The 13019-nt window shown below is 68.1% G+C and carries 11 protein-coding genes, 2 pseudogenes and 1 riboswitch; of the genes and pseudogenes, 4 read left to right on the top strand and 9 right to left on the bottom strand.

The genetic code is table 11. From position 1 onward, the window contains the following. Positions 1 to 54: 54 nt before the first annotated feature. The 4 genes from LOC57_RS02290 to LOC57_RS02275 form a co-directional block, all read right to left on the bottom strand. On the bottom strand, positions 55 to 489 hold the full coding sequence (locus LOC57_RS02290) for a hypothetical protein (protein ID WP_229957831.1): 435 nt from the start codon (positions 487 to 489) through the stop codon (positions 55 to 57). A gap of 15 nt (positions 490 to 504) precedes the next feature. After that, positions 505 to 637, bottom strand: a riboswitch (SAM riboswitch). A gap of 367 nt (positions 638 to 1004) precedes the next feature. Beyond that, positions 1005 to 2120 carry a CU044_5270 family protein gene (locus LOC57_RS02285; RefSeq protein WP_229957829.1) on the bottom strand — a complete coding sequence of 372 codons (1116 nt, stop codon included), beginning with the start codon at positions 2118 to 2120 and terminating at the stop codon, positions 1005 to 1007. Next, positions 2117 to 2644, bottom strand: coding sequence for an RNA polymerase sigma factor (locus tag LOC57_RS02280; protein ID WP_229957827.1), 528 nt, complete (start codon positions 2642 to 2644; stop codon positions 2117 to 2119). Before LOC57_RS02280 ends, LOC57_RS02285 begins: the two co-directional genes overlap by 4 nt. A gap of 231 nt (positions 2645 to 2875) precedes the next feature. Continuing rightward, the gene (locus tag LOC57_RS02275) at positions 2876 to 3895 is read right to left on the bottom strand and encodes an LLM class flavin-dependent oxidoreductase (RefSeq protein WP_229957825.1); all 1020 of its coding nucleotides are present in this window, start codon (positions 3893 to 3895) and stop codon (positions 2876 to 2878) included. Between the two features lie 94 nt (positions 3896 to 3989). Here LOC57_RS02275 and LOC57_RS02270 point away from each other — a divergent pair, with 94 nt between their 5' ends. Together LOC57_RS02270 and LOC57_RS02265 are read left to right on the top strand one after the other, a co-directional pair. Then, positions 3990 to 4541, top strand: a complete 552-nt coding sequence (locus tag LOC57_RS02270; protein ID WP_227912658.1) for an RBBP9/YdeN family alpha/beta hydrolase — start codon at positions 3990 to 3992, stop codon at positions 4539 to 4541. Positions 4542 to 4551: 10 nt separating this feature from the next. Beyond that, the gene (locus LOC57_RS02265) at positions 4552 to 5619 is read left to right on the top strand and encodes an ATP-dependent DNA ligase (RefSeq protein WP_229957823.1); all 1068 of its coding nucleotides are present in this window, start codon (positions 4552 to 4554) and stop codon (positions 5617 to 5619) included. Between the two features lie 9 nt (positions 5620 to 5628). On the opposite strand, the gene LOC57_RS02260 is transcribed toward LOC57_RS02265, so the two are convergent. Beyond that, positions 5629 to 6672, bottom strand: coding sequence for an SGNH/GDSL hydrolase family protein (locus tag LOC57_RS02260; RefSeq protein ID WP_229957821.1), 1044 nt, complete (start codon positions 6670 to 6672; stop codon positions 5629 to 5631). Between the two features lie 321 nt (positions 6673 to 6993). Between LOC57_RS02260 and paaZ the strand changes: the two genes are divergently transcribed. Then, positions 6994 to 9066 (top strand): phenylacetic acid degradation bifunctional protein PaaZ, encoded by a 2073-nt coding sequence (gene paaZ, locus LOC57_RS02255; RefSeq protein ID WP_229957819.1) that lies wholly within the window; start codon positions 6994 to 6996, stop codon positions 9064 to 9066. An 18-nt stretch (positions 9067 to 9084) separates the two neighbouring features. Here paaZ and LOC57_RS02250 read toward each other — a convergent pair whose 3' ends face one another. The 4 genes and pseudogenes from LOC57_RS02250 to LOC57_RS16485 all read right to left on the bottom strand — a co-directional run. Next, positions 9085 to 9225 (bottom strand): hypothetical protein, encoded by a 141-nt coding sequence (locus LOC57_RS02250; protein WP_229957818.1) that lies wholly within the window; start codon positions 9223 to 9225, stop codon positions 9085 to 9087. Continuing rightward, positions 9225 to 9884 carry a TetR/AcrR family transcriptional regulator gene (locus LOC57_RS02245; RefSeq protein WP_229957816.1) on the bottom strand — a complete coding sequence of 220 codons (660 nt, stop codon included), beginning with the start codon at positions 9882 to 9884 and terminating at the stop codon, positions 9225 to 9227. The genes LOC57_RS02250 and LOC57_RS02245 overlap by 1 nt, the downstream gene beginning before the upstream one ends. 45 nt (positions 9885 to 9929) lie before the next feature. Beyond that, positions 9930 to 11288 carry a phenylacetate--CoA ligase PaaK gene (gene paaK, locus LOC57_RS02240; protein WP_229957916.1) on the bottom strand — a complete coding sequence of 453 codons (1359 nt, stop codon included), beginning with the start codon at positions 11286 to 11288 and terminating at the stop codon, positions 9930 to 9932. Between the two features lie 180 nt (positions 11289 to 11468). Beyond that, positions 11469 to 11675: pseudogene (locus tag LOC57_RS16485) on the bottom strand (hotdog domain-containing protein); the annotation flags it as partial. 236 nt (positions 11676 to 11911) lie between these two features. Between LOC57_RS16485 and LOC57_RS02230 the strand changes: the two are divergent. Then, a pseudogene (locus tag LOC57_RS02230) lies at positions 11912 to 12592 on the top strand (DedA family protein); the annotation flags it as partial. Positions 12593 to 13019 lie beyond the last annotated feature (427 nt).

Genomic DNA, 13019 nt, shown 5'->3' with positions numbered 1-13019 from the left:
TAGGAGGGCAGCGCCACCGTCGGCACTGAATTGCGGCCAGCTACCGTCCGCAAGCTAGGAGCCGGGCTTCTCGAGCCGCTCACTTTCGGGTGCCCGGACCGGAGAGCCGTTGCATGGCAGTACCCGCTCCGGCCGGGCCAAGTAGAAAAAAGAGCTCCGGGCTTCGGAGCCAAACCCGCCGGGCACCATCAGCGTGGAATACCGCTGGCACCACTGGGGCGTGTCGACGGCGGCTTCCAACGCGGTTGCGACCGCACCGACATTGTGGAACCACATCAACTGCTGCTGCCCGTCGATAACCAGGTAGATGAGGTCCAGCTGCGGATCCGCGGTGACGTCGACGTCGGCCCAGTGCTCCCAGCCCTGAAGCCGGCGGCCGTGGATCCAATGGATGTTGTGGCCCGGAGCGAAACCGGTGCAGTTGCTCGGGGAGGAACTGCTGAAGTCGGGGTTGTTGAAGCCGGAGTTGCTGACACTGGAAATGCTCACAGTGGGTTCCTTTTCAGGTTGTCCTTGCCTGCAGCGGATGAAGCAGGCCGCTTCGTCATCCGAACCACCCGCCGAACAGTGGGGTTGGTGTGGGGCCAGTCGGAGCTTTTATGCCCGGCGAACCGGGCGAAGGCCACATCTCGTGAAGCTGAAAACTACTGTAGCGGAGGGCGCCGACATTTCGACAGGAGTGCGGGTTTCCGGGTCCGTTTCCGGGGCGCCGGGCGGGTCGGGCGCCGGGCGGGTCGGGCGCCGGGCGGGTCGGGCGCCGGGCGGGCCGGAACGGCGGCAACGAAAACTTCCGCTCGCAGAGCTCGCGAAAGTTATTAAAGCCGCCTAACCCGGCCCGTCCGGTGCCCTGGTGCCGCACCGCGCCTAACCCGGCCCGTCCGGTGCCCTGGTGCCGCACCGCGCCTAACCCGGCCCGTCCGGTGCCCTGGTGCCGCACCGCGCCTAACCCGGCCCGTCCGGTGACCCCGTGTCCCGCCCCGAAAGGCGGCGGAAAGGAGGGACGGCTACGGGGCGGAATCCACCACGGAGGTTCTAACCGAAGTCCATGCCTGAACGGTGCCGGCAGGAGCGTTGGGGAAGTCCTGCAGCAGTACGTCCTGTTCGCCGATGACCAGGCCTGAGTCAGGATCGATGATGATGTCGGTCCGCGACGTTCCTCCTGGGTGGGGGATTCCGATGGCGATGCCTGTCCTGCCGTCCACTGTTGCCTGCTTGTCGCTCATGACCACGCCGGGGATCAGTGCAGCGGCCCGATACATGGTTGCGCGCAGGTCGGCGGGGACGGCCCCGGTGCGCAGGCCGTCAGCGATCGTCACGAAGGCCTCCGTTTCCGGCGTTTTGCCGGCTCCCTCGGTGCGCTCGTAAATGAGGTCCAGCAGTTCCCGGGGATCCCGGGGCAGGCTTCCGGCTTCGTCAAGGGAGGTGCCGATGATGACCATCGGCGCTTGTCCGTAGAAGGTACCTCCCGGGCCGCGCTGGATTCCGACCGTCGGGTTCGGCTCCCCGCCCTTCGGCGGCAGCTGGGCGATCTCGGCGGCCGCCGCTTTGGCGGCGTCGGACGAGGACTCGAGGGGAATCCGCTCTCCGCGGTCCCAGATCCATTCACCGTTCCTGTCTGCCGGTATGTAGAGCTGATCGCTGACGGTTTCCTGCCAGGAAAGGTCGCTGCCGTCAGCCATCTGCTTGCCGCCCCAGGTCAGCTCGGTTGTGTCGATTTTCAGGTACTGGCCGGGGCCCACCACGGGATCGGAGGTGCGGATAGTGGCGTCGGCTGCGGCGTTCAGGACTTCTGCCGCCTCAGCGGTGGCGCCGGGACTGGCGGGCCGGACGACGTCGGCCACCACTATGCCTCCCACCAGCAGAGCCGCAGCGGCGGATGCAAGCAAGAGACGGCATCGGGCGCGGGGCGGCGTGGTCCTCGGGCCTCCGGCGCGGCGGGCGTTTAGCGGAGGAACAGTGTGCAGGCGGGAGGGCGAGGTGCTTTGCGCCGCCTGCGGGGCGTCCATCACGGCCAGTGACCTGGCGCGGCTGCCGGCCAGCTCCGTTTCGTGAACCCAACGTGCGGGGTCAGCGGATGCAAGTGCGCGGTCAAGGCCGCCGGGCTTATTGGTATGGCTCATCGTTTCGCTCCCTCTGAAAGTGATTCCGTGTCCAGCAGGCGGCCGAGCGCCTTGCGTGCCCGGTGCAAACGCATCCTGACGGCGGTGGCGCTGGTGTTGAGCAGGTCCGAGACCTCGCTGGAACTGAAACCGTCCCAGTACGTCAGGAGGAGGACCTCCCGCTCATCGGGCCCGAGCCGGGCGAGCGCCTCATGGATGCGGGAGTCGTCGTCGTTCCGCTCGTGGTCCCGTTCCAGCTGGAGGGCTCCGAGGAGGTTCACGGACCGGGAGGCGGACCGGTCATGGTTGCGGAGGACGTTTTTCGCGATCCCGAACAGCACCATGACCGAAAGGCTTTCCTCTTGCCCGGTCTTTTCCCAGGCGATCCGGAAGACCTCGGCGCAGAGGTCCTCGGCGGTGGCGGCGTTTTCGGTTCGACGCCGGAAGTAGCGGTAGATGCGGTCATGTCCGGCGGCGTGGGCGGCCAGGAAACACTTCTCCCTGTCCACGTCCCGTTGTTCCTTCCGGAAAGTTTCTACACTCATGCCCTGTTAATGTCCGGCAGCCTCAAAAGTGTAACCAGGCGGTGCACGCAACTTTCCCCGACACGTGCGCTGCCCCGCTCTGCGCATAGGCAACGGACATGCGAAGGGGCCTGGCGGAGGCGGCTTTAATACTTCCCGCGAGTTCTGCGAGCGGGGAGTTTCGTTGCCGCCGGAGCCAGGCCCCGTAGGTGCCCACGTTCCCAGCGAGGCCGGTCAAAGCCAGCGAAAGAGTTACCGCCAGCCTGCCCCCGGCGCCACCAGCTTCACGACGCTTTCCAGCAGCTGCGCGTTGTAGTCCACGCCCAGCTGGTTCGGCACGGTAATCAGCACGGTATCGGCTTCCTGCACGGCGGCGTCGGCGGCCAGTTCAGCAGCGATGACATCCGGTTCGCCGATGTAGCTCTTGCCGAACCGCGCCAAACCGCCGTCGAGATGGCCCACCTGGTCCCGTCCCTCGGCCTGCGCACGGAGCCCGAAATAATGCCGGTCCTCCCCGGTGACCAATGGGATGATGCTGCGGCTGACGGAGACCCGCGGGGTGCCCTGGTGGCCGGCGTCGGCCCAGGCCTGCCGGTACACGGCAACCTGCTCGGCCTGCAGCTGGTCGAACGGGACACCGGTGTCCTCGGTCAGCAGGGTGGAGCTCATCAGGTTCATGCCCTGCTCGCCCGTCCACTTGGCTGTGGCCCGGGTGCCGGATCCCCACCAGATGCGCTCGGGCAGGCCGGGGGACAGCGGATCGATGGGCATGGCTCCGGTGCTGCCGGTCATGGCCGGATCCGCCTGGGCGACGCCGGCACCGGCAATCGCGGCCCGGAACACTTCGGTGTGCTGCCGGGCCATGTCGGCGTCGGTGGATTCCGGCCCCGGCACGTAACCGAAGGACTCATATCCGCGCAGGGCCGGCTCGGGGGATCCCCGGCTGATGCCCAGCTGTAGCCTGCCTCCGCTGATCAGGTCCGTGGCCGCGGCATCCTCGGCCATTGAAAGCGGATTCATATAGCGCATGTCGATCACGCCGGTGCCCAGCTCAATCCTGCTGGTCCGCGCGGCCATGGCTGCGAGCAGCGGGAAGGGGGCGGAGAACTGCGGGGCGAAGTGGTGCACCCGCAGGTACGCGCCGTCGACGCCGATTTCCTCGGCTGCGACGGCCAGCTCCACCTGCTGCAGCAATGCGTCACGTGCACTGGGGGTCCGTGAGCCGAGCGCATTCCGGTAATGTCCGAAGGACAGGAACCCTATTCGTTTCATATCAGCCTCAGCGCCGTAAGGTTCGGCCGTATTCCCGTCCTCCCCGGACTTCCGGGCCGGGCACGTGGAAACGCAGCGGAAGGAAGCAGGAACAGTGCACATCACCTTGGTCCCGGGCTATCAGGGCTCACCGCCGGAGCAGTGGCAGAGCCGGTGGGAAGCCGACCTGCCGGACGTCACCCGCATCGCGCCGTCGTCGTGGGACGAGCCGGAGCTGGAGGACTGGATGTCCGCGCTGGACAAAGCCGCCGGGGCACAGCACGGGAACACCGTGCTCGTGGCCCACAGCCTGGGCTGCCTGGCCGCGGCGGAATGGCTGCTGCGCAACCCCGACGGCGCCCGCGGGGTCTTCCTGGTCAGCCCGCCGGATCCCGTAGCCGCCTCCTTCCCGCAGCCGGCCGGGACGTTCCGGAACCCGCGCTTGCAGGAACTGCCTGTTCCGGGCCTGCTGATCGCCAGTGAGAGCGACCCGTACTGCGCGCTGCCGGCGGCAGAGGTCATTGCAGCGGCCTGGAAACTGCCATTCATCAATGCCGGCGAGCTGGCGCACATCAACGAAAAGAGCGGCGTCGGCTACTGGGAACAGGGCCGGGATTTGCTCACCGCGTTCACCGCGGGGCTGGGGGAACGGGCCGCAATCGGATAAGAATGGGCACATGCAACTTCCGGTGATGCCTCCCATTGCGCCCATGCTGGCCAAAGCCGCCAGCTCCCTGCCCGAAGGCGAGTACCTCTACGAGCCCAAATGGGACGGGTTCCGGTCCATCATTTTCCGGGACGGCGACGACGTCGAGATCGGCTCCCGCAACGAGAAGCCGATGACGCGCTACTTCCCCGAACTGGTGGAGGCGCTCAAGGCAAACCTGCCCGAGCGGTGCGTGGTGGACGGGGAAATTGTGATGGTGGCGCCGGACGGTAAACGGTTGGACTTCGAGCTGCTGCAGCAGCGCATCCACCCGGCCGCCAGCCGCGTGAAACTGCTTGCGGAGCAGACCCCGGTCCGGTTCGTGGCCTTCGACCTGCTGGCCCTGGGAGACACGGATTACACGGACAAACCGTTCGCGGAACGCCGCGAGGCGCTGGTCCAGGCGCTGAAAACGGCGCAGGCACCGGTGTCCGTCACCGCCGCCACGGATGATCCGGAGCAGGCGCGGGACTGGTTTGACCGGTTCGAAGGTGCCGGGCTGGACGGAGTGGTTGCCAAGCCGCTGGATGCTGCGTATGCCCCGAACAAGCGCACCATGGCCAAGCTCAAGCATGAGCGCACCGCTGACTGCGTGCTGGCCGGCTACCGGGTGCACAAGTCCGGCCCGGACCTCATCGGTTCGCTGCTGCTGGGCATTTACAACGACGACGGCGAGCTCACCAACGTGGGCGTTGTCGGAGCCTTCTCCATGGACCGGCGCCGGGAGCTGTTCCAGGAGCTCCAGCCGCTGGTGGCGGGCGAAGAAGGGCACCCCTGGGCGTCGGAGGAGCAGGAGGCCGGCACCCGCACGCCCCGCAACTCGGAAGGCAGCCGCTGGAGCGGCAAGAAGGATCTCTCCTTTGTACCGCTGCGTCCGGAGCGGGTGGTGGAGGTGAAGTACGACCACATGGAAGGTAATCGGTTCCGGCATGTGGCGAGCTTCGTGCGCTGGCGGCCTGACCGCTCGCCGGAGTCCTGCACCTACGCCCAGCTGGAGGAACCCGTGAAGTTCGACCTGGCGGACGTGCTGGGCAGCTAGCTGCGAAGACTAGCCGCGGCCCCGGCACCCGGTCCGGAATTCGCTGCCGGCATCCGCCAGGATGGCCGCGGTGTAGCCGTCCCGGTAGCCGGTCTCGGTGGGATGCAGGTCGAACGGGCCGCCGTCGAAGCGAATCCAGGAATCGGCGGATCCCACTCCGTGTCCGGCGAATTCGTCCACCACGTCCACAAACACGCCGTCCTCGGGAACCTGTCCGGCGATGACCGCATTCAGGGCGTCGGTTCCGGCGTTGAACAGGGCCTGCGCGTCCGCGCTGAGCGGGCCCGGCGCACCGGTTTCGAACAGGTGCGGGTATCCGGTGACCACCAGGGTGGCGCGCGGGGCTGCCTCGGCTATCCGGGCGAATTCCGCCGCCAGCTGGGGAGCCAGGACCGTCGAGGCGTAGGTGCTGGCCTGCTCGATGGCCGGTGCGCAGGTGGCCGGAAGTTGGGTCCCGGCGCAGGCGGCCACCACGGTGCCGAACCGGACGTCGTTGCCGCCGATGGTCACGGTCACGACGTCGGTCCGGTCGTTGAGCGTGCCGCTGGCCGCCGCGTTGCTGACCTGTTCGGGCAGGTCCACCGGCGCGTCGGACGGGGTGGTCAGGGCGGTGGCGCCGGCGCAGGTGGCATCGGCTTCGAGATCCACTCGCCGCCGGGCGTCCAGCAGCGCGGGATAGCCCTGTTCCGTGCGGCCGCAGGCATCCAGCAGGGGACCGCCGCCGTAGCCGGCGGCATAGGAGTCTCCGAAGGCCACATAGTCGACGTCGCGGCCCCAGCCGTGCCCGCCACCATGCCCGCCGCCGTGGCCCCAGCCATGCCCGTGGCCGTCTCCGCCCCGGTGCTGCACGGAGTCCCCGCCGAAGTTGCCCGGGGAGCCGCCTGCCGGACCGTCTGCCGCGGCGGACGACGCACCGCCGGCCAGGAGCGCCGCCGCAGCCAGGGCCAGGACACCGAGCCTCCCGCCGCGGAATGAACGGCGGAACGGGAGGCGGAACGGACTGCGGAAAGGGACACCGGGTGAACGGCGGTAAAGACCTGGGCGAGGGCTCATCTTTGCACTCCTTCGGGCAGCGGAATCAACGTACCGGAATCAATGGCTCCAAGGCGGACAGTCTGTCCCAGCGCAGGGCATGCGGCAATCGCCAATCCCGTATCCGGTTCCCGGCCGGCGGGTTTTCCATCGATAACCCGGGCAGCATGAGCGGCCGGAATGCTGCCGGGAGGGGTGTGGCGCAATGCACCTCTGCGCTACGCTGGCGATATACCGACCGTATGGTCAGTAATCGCTGGCTTCTTGCAGGCCCGTCGGTACATTCCAGCAGTCCCGGGCAACGGTGCCCGGCAGGACGCGTCCCGTGCGAAAGGTTTTCCCATGACGGCAACAGCCCTCGACGTTGACTACGTACCCAGCTACGTCCGGGACGCCTGGTGGTCTCCCGGCGACGGCGGAGCGGGCACCGAGGTGCGGGATGCCAGCACCGGCGAACTGCTGGCCCGGGTCAGTACGGACGGGCTGGACACGGCTGCCGCCGTCGAACATGCCCGCAGCACAGGCCAAGCCGAGCTGGGGAAGTACACCTTCCACCAGCGGGCCCTGCTGCTCAAGGAACTGGCCGGTTTCCTCAACGCCCGCCGGGAGGAACTGTACGAGGTGTCCGCCCGCTCCGGGGCCACCCGCAAGGACTCCCTGGTGGACATTGACGGCGGCATCGGAGTGCTCTTCGCCTACGGGTCCAAGGGGCGCCGCGAGCTGCCCAACGCAACGGTCATCACCGACGGCGCGGTGGAACGGCTGTCCCGGGACGGATCTTTCCTTGGCGAACACATCTACACCCGCCTGCCCGGCACCGCCGTGCAGATCAACGCCTTCAACTTCCCGGTATGGGGCCTGCTGGAAAAACTGGCGCCGGCCTTCCTCGCGGGGGTGCCGAGCATCGTCAAACCCGCCACGCCCACCGGCTACCTGGCCGCCGCAGCCGTGCGGCTGATCGTGGCGTCCGGGATCCTGCCTCCCGGGTCGCTGCAGCTGATTTCCGGCCCGGCGCGGGACCTGCTGGACCACCTGGACTACCGGGACCTGGTCTCCTTCACCGGCTCGGCGTCCACCGCCGAAAAGCTGCGTGCGCATCCCAATGTGGCGGTGGGAGGCGTTCGTTTCACGGCCGAAACGGATTCACTCAATGCCGCCATCCTGGGACCCGACGCCGTGCCCGGCACCCCCGAGTTCGAGGCCTACATCGAATCGCTGGTCACCGAGGTGACGGTCAAGGCCGGCCAGAAATGCACCAGCATCCGCCGGGCCCTGGTGCCGCGGGAACTGGTGGACGACGTCGTAGCCGCCGCCGCGGACCGCATCCGGGAGCGGGTGGTGCTGGGCGATCCACGGGCCGCGCAGGTGACTATGGGGGCGCTGGCGTCCACCGAGCAGCTCGACGGTGTCCGCGGTGCCGTCCGTGAACTGCTCGCCGCCGGCGGGACGCTGGCGCTCGGCTCGCTGGAGGCACCCGACGTCGTACTTGCCGACGGCAGTACCGGCCCGGCGCCGTCGGGCGCCTTTATGGAACCGGTGCTGCTGACCTGGGACAACAAGGACGCGGACGCACTGCACAGTGTGGAGGCCTTCGGACCCGTTGCGTCGGTGGTCGGCTATGACAGTGTGGCCGACGCCGTCCGGCTGGCTGCCCGCGGGGGCGGGTCGCTCGTGGCCACCGTCTGCACCAATGATCCGCAGGTGGCCGCCGAACTGCTCGCCGGCATTGCCGGGCACCATGGGCGGGTGCTGATCCTGAACCGGGAGGATGCGGCGAGTTCCACCGGCCACGGCTCCCCGGTGCCGCACCTGGTCCACGGCGGTCCCGGGCGGGCGGGCGGGGGAGAGGAGCTGGGCGGCATCCGCGCGGTGCTGCATTACATGCAGCGCACCGCCGTGCAGGGCTCGCCGAACATGCTCACCGCCCTCACCGGCATTTGGCACACGGGTGCGGACCAGCGGTTCGACGCCGGCCATCCCTTCCGCAAGCCGCTGAGCGAGCTGCGGGTGGGCGACGCCGTGCGCTCCGGGCTGCGCACGGTGACCCTGGCGGACATCAGTGCCTTCGCCGAGACCACCGGCGACACGTTCTACGCCCACACCGACCAGGCCGCGGCCGAGGCCAATCCGTTTTTCCCGGGCATTGTGGCGCACGGCTACCTGCTGTTGTCCTGGGGTGCGGGCCTGTTCGTGGACCCGGCGCCCGGTCCGGTACTGGCGAACTACGGGCTCGAGAACCTGCGCTTCATCACTCCGGTGGCTGCGGGCGACGCCATCCGGGTCACGCTGACCGCCAAGAAAATCTCGCCGCGGGAGACCGACGACTACGGCGAAGTGGCGTGGGACGCGGTGCTCACCAACCAGGACGATGAGCTGGTAGCCACCTACGACGTGCTGACCCTGGTGGCCAAATAGCTGCCGGGGGACGCTGGGTTACGGGCAGCTGCTGCGGCGTACTGCCCAGTCGCAGACGGTGTCCGGGCTCAGGACGTCGCTGACCACCACCACGCCGTAAGCGGCCAGGATGAGGCCTGCAACTGCCAGGGCCGCCCACAGCAGCCGGCGCTTCCCCATCAGGCCGAGCCTGGATCCAGGCGGGTATGCAGCCCGTCGAAAACCATGGTGATGATGTTGTCCGCGAGCTTCTGCGCGGGCAGTGGACCGCCCGGCCGATACCACTCAACAATCGAGTTGATGGTGCCGAAAAGCAGCCGGGTGGTGGTCCGCGGATCAATGTCGCTGCGCACCGAGCCTTCACGCCGCGCCGCGTCCACCAGGTCCGCCACCCGGTGGTCGAACTCGCGGCGGCGGGCCAGCGCGGTGCGCTCAATCTCGGTGTTGCCGCGCAGGCGCAGCAGCAGGGTCACAAACGGCAGCCGCTCGGTCAGCACCTCAATGGTGCCGCGCAGCACGAATTCGAGCCGGACGTCGGCCGCACCGTCGGAGGCCCGCGGGTCATCCAGCACCGCCTCCAGCCCGTCCAGGGCATGGTCGAGGGCCAGGCGGAGCAGCTCGCCCTTGGAGGGGACGTGGTGGTAAATGGCTGACTTGGTGATGCCCAGGTTCTCGGCGAGGATGCCCATGGACGTGGCTTCGTACCCGTGCCGGTTGAACACGTCCACGGCCACGTTCAGCACACTCTGCTGGTCATAGCCGGGGCGGCCGCGGCGGCCGGGAACGGCAGCAGCAGGTGCATCGGGGGCAGCAGCGGGATCGGGGGCGGCATCAGGCATGGCGCCATTTTCCCACGCCGGGGCGCACCGGCGTCGGGCCGTTCATCACGACGGCGCGGCGCCGGGCTGCCGGCGCAGATCGTAGATCCGGCGCAGCTTGCCGCTGGAGCGTGCCAGCGTGCCCGGTTCCACCACCTCCACGGTGCAGGAGGAGCCGACATGGACCTTGATCTGCGCTGCCAACTCGACGGCGGCGGTGGCCGCCTCCCGTGCGGAGGTCTCTTCCCGCCGCTCGATCCGCACGGTGAGTTCATCCATCCGCTCCGGCCGCGTGATTTCCAGTTGGAAGTGCGGGCTGAGGGCCGGCAGGCGCAGCGCGATTTCCTCGACCTGGGTGGGGAAGAGGTTCACGCCGCGCAGGATGACCATGTCGTCGCTCCGGCCGGTGATCCTGCCCATCCGGCGCATGGACGGCCGCGCCGTGCCGGGCAGCAGGCGGGTCAGGTCATGGGTCCGGTAGCGGATGATCGGCAGCGCTTCCTTGGTCAGGGAGGTGAAGACCAGTTCCCCGGGCTCGCCGTCGTTGAGCACCCGGGTGTCATCAAAGGGATCGATGATCTCGGGGCGGAAGTGGTCCTCCCAGATGTGTGCACCGTCCTTGCTCTCCACGCACTCGCCGGCCACGCCCGGGCCCATCACCTCGGAGAGGCCGTAAATGTCGCAGGCATCCAGGTCCATCAGGGTTTCGAGTTCATGCCGCATTTCCTCTGTCCATGGTTCGGCACCCAGCACCGCGGTTCGAAGCGAGGTGGACCGGGGATCAATGCCGGCGGCAGCCATCGCGTCGGCGATCGCCAGCAGATAGGTGGGGGTGCAGAGGATGGTGTCCGGCTCGAAGTCCAGAATCAGCTGGATCTGGCGTTCGGTCTGCCCGCCGGAGATCGGTATGACGGTGCAGCCCAGTTTCTCCGCTCCGAAGTGTGCGCCCAGCCCGCCGGTAAACAGCCCGTAGCCGTACGCATTGTGCACCTTGTCGCCCGGCCGCACCCCGGACGCACGCAGCGAACGTGCCACCAGGGCGGCCCAGCGGTCCAGGTCTCCGGAGGTGTAGCCGACCACCGTGGGCCGCCCCGTGGTTCCCGAGGACGCGTGGATGCGCGAGACCTGGTGCTGCGGTACCGCGAACATGCCGAAGGGGTACGTTGAACGCAGGTCCTCCTTGGTGGTGTACGGGAAAAGCCGCAGGTCGCCCAGCTCGCGCAAATCCGAGGGGTGCACGCCGGCGTCGTCGAACTTGGTCCGGTAGAGCGGAACCCGCTCGTAGGCGTAGGCCAGCGTCTGCTGCAGGCGCCGCAGCTGCAGGTCCTCCAGTTCGTCCCGGCTCATCCGCTCCTCGGGATCCAGGGAAGCAGGATCCAGGGCGGCGGGATTCGCGGCGGCGGATTTGGCGGGGGAAGTCTTCATGCGCTGTTTCCTGTCGGGAACGGGGCCGGCGTCGGGACGGGAGGGCGGGTCCGGGAGCGGGCCGCGGATGGTGCGTGAGCGTCCGCGGAAAAGGGCGACGACGTCGGATGTGCCGTCGGGGCGGTCGGCCCGCACCTCAATGTCATAAACACCGCTGCGGCCGCTGCCCGCCCGGTGCTCGGCGTGAGCGGTCAGGATGTCGCCCGCGTGCGCCGACGCCAGGAAGGTGATGTCTGCCCCCGCAGCCACGGTAACCTCGGTCCGCTGCCGGGCCGGTCCGCCGGCTTCCGGGTTGCAGGCCAGCGCAAAGGCGGTGTCGGCGAAGGCAAAAACCATGCCGCCGTGCGCAATGCCGAAACCGTTGAGCATTTCCGGGCGCAGCAACATGGAAATGCGCGCTGCGCCGTCCCGGAGCTCCAGGACTTCGATGCCCAGCCACTGCGAGGCGGCATCGAAAACCAGAAGGGGATGGGCGGGGGATTTGCCCGGGGTGACGCCGGTGTCAGCCATGGGACCCTCCTTTTTATTTACCGAATGTTCATTAGGTAATCCCGGCAGGAGGATGGCTGTCAAGGACCCGGGCACCCGCGGCCTGCCGGTGTTCCCAGAGGGTGCAGCAGGTCATGGCGTACCCTAGGGAGGTGACTCTTACCGCGGCCGCTGCCGTTTCCGGGCCCGTAAGGCCTCCCACATCTGCCCTTTTGCCCGAGTGGCTGGACCCTCAGGTATTCCTGGCCAATCCTGCCCTGGGACCTTGGGTTGTCCTGCTCGTCTGCGGCATTGTTTTTGCCGAGACCGGGCTGCTCATCGGGTTCTTCCTGCCCGGTGACTCGCTGCTTTTCACCGCGGGCCTGCTGGTGGCCACGGGCACCATCCACATCAATGTGTGGCTGCTGGGCCTGCTGGTCTTTGTCAGCGCGTTCGTAGGCGACCAGACCGGTTATTACATCGGCAAAAAAACCGGCCCGGCTATCTTCAAACGGGAGAACAGCCGGCTGTTTAAACAGGAAAACGTGCACCGGGCCGAAGTGTTCTTCGAGCGCCACGGCGGCAAGGCCGTGATCCTGGCACGCTTTGTTCCGGTGGTGCGGACCTTCACGCCCGTGGTGGCTGGCGTCGCAAAGATGAACTACAAAACCTTCGTTACCTTCAACGTCATCGGCGCCTTCTTCTGGGGCGTGGGCGTTACCCTGCTGGGTTATGTGCTCGGCGACCGCGTGCCGTTTGTCCGGGAAAACCTGGACCTGATCTTCGTGGGCGTAGTAGTGCTTTCGGTGATTCCGATCGTTATCGAGGTACTGCGCCAGTCCCGTAAGGTCAGCACCAAGCACGACGACGGCGGCCCTGCCGGAGGCGCCGAGGAATCCGGCTCAGGTGCATTCGACCCAGCTGCATCAGGCCAAGCCACCGCTGCCTCCGCACAAAGCCCCGCTGCCCGTCCGGCCGCCGGCGATGCTGCCCGTGCCCGGCAGGCAGAAGAGTCCGCTGCCCGTCCGGCCGCCGGCGATGCTGCCCTGGCCCGGCAGGAGCAAGAGTCGGCTGGCCGTCCGGCCCGGCATGCCGCAGCCGACGGCGGACGCTTCTCCGCACCGAAAGCGGATGCCGAAGGCAGCGGCTCCTAACCGCGCTGCCCGCAGGCTGGGATAGCAGTCCCGCCCGCAGAGTTTCGCAGAAGGCCCCGCCCCCCCGGCCCGGGCGGCTGCGCGTCGCGGGCGGCGGGGCGGGCGGGGG

It is taken from the genome of Arthrobacter sp. zg-Y750, from assembly GCF_020907365.1.
GTDB lineage: Bacteria > Actinomycetota > Actinomycetes > Actinomycetales > Micrococcaceae > Arthrobacter_B.
The sequence above is the reverse complement of the archived record's forward strand: the minus strand, read 5'-3'. Positions and strand labels throughout refer to the sequence as shown.

Excerpts from the sequence above, each read along its gene's own strand:
- LOC57_RS02285 (WP_229957829.1), bottom strand. The coding sequence starts at position 2,120 with ATGAGCCATACCAATAAGCCCGGCGGCCTTGACCGCGCACTTGCATCC.
- LOC57_RS02280 (WP_229957827.1), bottom strand. The coding sequence starts at position 2,644 with ATGAGTGTAGAAACTTTCCGGAAGGAACAACGGGACGTGGACAGGGAG.
- LOC57_RS02275 (WP_229957825.1), bottom strand. The coding sequence starts at position 3,895 with ATGAAACGAATAGGGTTCCTGTCCTTCGGACATTACCGGAATGCGCTC.
- LOC57_RS02265 (WP_229957823.1), top strand. The coding sequence starts at position 4,552 with ATGCAACTTCCGGTGATGCCTCCCATTGCGCCCATGCTGGCCAAAGCC.
- LOC57_RS02260 (WP_229957821.1), bottom strand. The coding sequence starts at position 6,672 with ATGAGCCCTCGCCCAGGTCTTTACCGCCGTTCACCCGGTGTCCCTTTC.
- paaZ (WP_229957819.1), top strand. The coding sequence starts at position 6,994 with ATGACGGCAACAGCCCTCGACGTTGACTACGTACCCAGCTACGTCCGG.
- LOC57_RS02250 (WP_229957818.1), bottom strand. The coding sequence starts at position 9,225 with ATGGGGAAGCGCCGGCTGCTGTGGGCGGCCCTGGCAGTTGCAGGCCTC.
- LOC57_RS02245 (WP_229957816.1), bottom strand. The coding sequence starts at position 9,884 with ATGCCTGATGCCGCCCCCGATCCCGCTGCTGCCCCCGATGCACCTGCT.
- paaK (WP_229957916.1), bottom strand. The coding sequence starts at position 11,288 with ATGAAGACTTCCCCCGCCAAATCCGCCGCCGCGAATCCCGCCGCCCTG.